The sequence below is a fragment of the Priestia sp. P5_B4 genome, assembly GCF_056400385.1.
Window position 1 is genome coordinate 1 of record NZ_JBFULJ010000724.1, and the last position, 1,942, is coordinate 1,942.

Here is a 1,942-nt window from a genome sequence, read left to right on the forward strand (position 1 = left end):
CATTGCTACATTGCTATATATATAGAAGAAGGTCATTCTTCAACTGACGTATACACGTTTTTGACAGAAGCGATGTATGAGATAGGGAAAAGGTGGCAAGAAAATAAAATTTCAGTCGCGGACGAGCATTTGGCTACTGCAACCTGTGACTATGTGTTAACTCGCTTTCAGCTATCCCAGCATCAATTGCTTCAGCGCCATCGAGCACTTCTTTTTTGCATTGAAGGAGAAGAGCATTACTTAGGTATTAAAATGATTGCAGGACTTATGCGAGAACAGGGATGGGAAGCTAAAAACTTAGGAGCAAGCTTGCCGCTGCCGTTTGCTCTAAAAAGCATTGAAAGATGCGACCCTGATGTAGTGTGCTTGTCTGTCTCACAAGTGCATTTGCTGCCTGATTTACAAAAATACATTGCTGAGATTGAAAACATGCCGCAAAGTCCTCTTGTATTAGTGGGCAGCCGGCTTCTCAACACGCATGATTTATCGGCTTCAGGATCTTCAAAAACCATATTCATTAATCATATTCAATCTTTTAAAGACTGGCTTCTAATCAACAATAAAGAAAGTTCGACGCAAGATAAAATGTTAGCAATGGGGGAAGAAATATGATCAGTTTGCCGATTCAACACATTCCGGTTCCAATGTTTTTACTCAATAAAGACAACGAAATAATTGAATTTACACCAAGCGTCACGAAAAATTTCCCGCCTGTTCAGCACTTTTTAGATCTAGTTGATGAAGACAGCCAAGAAAAAGTAAAAAGAGCACTTCAGGGGAAGGAAGAAGTGCAAATCGAAGTAAATATGCGCACGTTTTCCAACCCGGTTGCTCTTTTTGATTTTCATTTTAAGCCTGAAGCCTATCATTCGCTGCACGCTGTTTTCTGCTATCCTATTCATGAGCATATGACGAGTGTTCAATCAACTCTTCAACAGTTTCGCTCTATGCTTATGCAAGACTCATCACAAGTGAACCAAGATTTTTCAGTCACGGAAACAGATGTAGAAACGGCGAAACAAATGCAGCTAGTTGATTTTCAGCGTCATTTTCGAGAAATGAAAACAAATGTGCTAACCATTCAAGACCTCCTAAGTATTATCCGCTCCGACGTAATTGAAGCAGGAAAAGGAGAATATATCGAATTGGTCTCTACACATTTGTTTGACATTCAAGATGTAATTAATCAGGAGCTTGAATGTTTAAGACAGAAGAACAAAGTACATTAAGAAAGCGGCAATCGGATTTCTACCGTTGTTCCTTTTCCTTCTTCACTATCATACGAAATGCTTCCTTTATGATTACTAATGATTTTGTGACTCACCATCAATCCTAATCCTGTTCCTTTTTCTTTTGTTGTATAGAAAGGCTCGCTAATTCGTGTTAATCGATCTTTCGGCATGCCTTTTCCTTCATCTATCACTTGGACGACTACTTGATTTGTATCTGGATCAAATTTAGATACCACCAGAATAGACCCGGGGTCATCCATCGCTTCAATAGAATTTTTCACCATGTTGATAAATACTTGTTTCATATCTTTTTCAATACAATGAACAACAGGTAATTTTTCTTCAAAATCTGTTGAAATAGTAATGTTTTTAAGAATGGCCTGTGTATGCAGCAGCGTACATACGTCTTGAAGAATTAAATTTATCTGTTTATTTTCATRTTTTACGACTTCGGGTTTGGCTAGAATGAGCAGTTCGCTAATGATTAGTTCTAAGCGGTTAAACTCGGACATCATGACATCCATATATTCTTTTTTATACGTTTCTTCTTGCATCATAAGCTGTAAAAAGCCCTTTAATGATGTAAGASGGTTTCGTATTTCATGGGCAATGCCAGCAGCCAGCTGTCCAAGTGCTGACAGCATCTCTGAATTTTTGAGCATCATTTCCGACTGTTTGCGCTGTGAAATGTCTTCGCTTAACCCAATGTA

At 38.5% G+C, this 1,942-nt stretch carries 3 protein-coding genes; 2 read left to right on the forward strand and 1 reads right to left on the reverse strand.

The genetic code is table 11. The features are described 5' to 3' along the window. Window positions 1–9 precede the first annotated feature (9 nt). Window positions 10–612 (forward strand): cobalamin B12-binding domain-containing protein, encoded by a 603-nt coding sequence (locus AC1DRF_RS25185; RefSeq protein ID WP_477741979.1) that lies wholly within the window; start codon window positions 10–12, stop codon window positions 610–612. Further along, the gene (locus tag AC1DRF_RS25190) at window positions 609–1,229 is read left to right on the forward strand and encodes a hypothetical protein (RefSeq protein ID WP_427076146.1); all 621 of its coding nucleotides are present in this window, start codon (window positions 609–611) and stop codon (window positions 1,227–1,229) included. The genes AC1DRF_RS25185 and AC1DRF_RS25190 overlap by 4 nt, the downstream gene beginning before the upstream one ends. Here the strand turns inward: AC1DRF_RS25190 and AC1DRF_RS25195 are convergent. Beyond that, window positions 1,226–1,942, reverse strand: a 717-nt coding sequence (locus AC1DRF_RS25195) for an ATP-binding protein (RefSeq protein WP_477741978.1), incomplete at its 5' end; no start/stop codon positions are given. The genes AC1DRF_RS25190 and AC1DRF_RS25195 overlap by 4 nt on opposite strands.

What these genes read in the sequence shown, in the direction of transcription:
- AC1DRF_RS25190 (WP_427076146.1), top strand. Translation starts at nt 609, where the DNA reads ATGATCAGTTTGCCGATTCAACACATTCCGGTTCCAATGTTTTTACTC.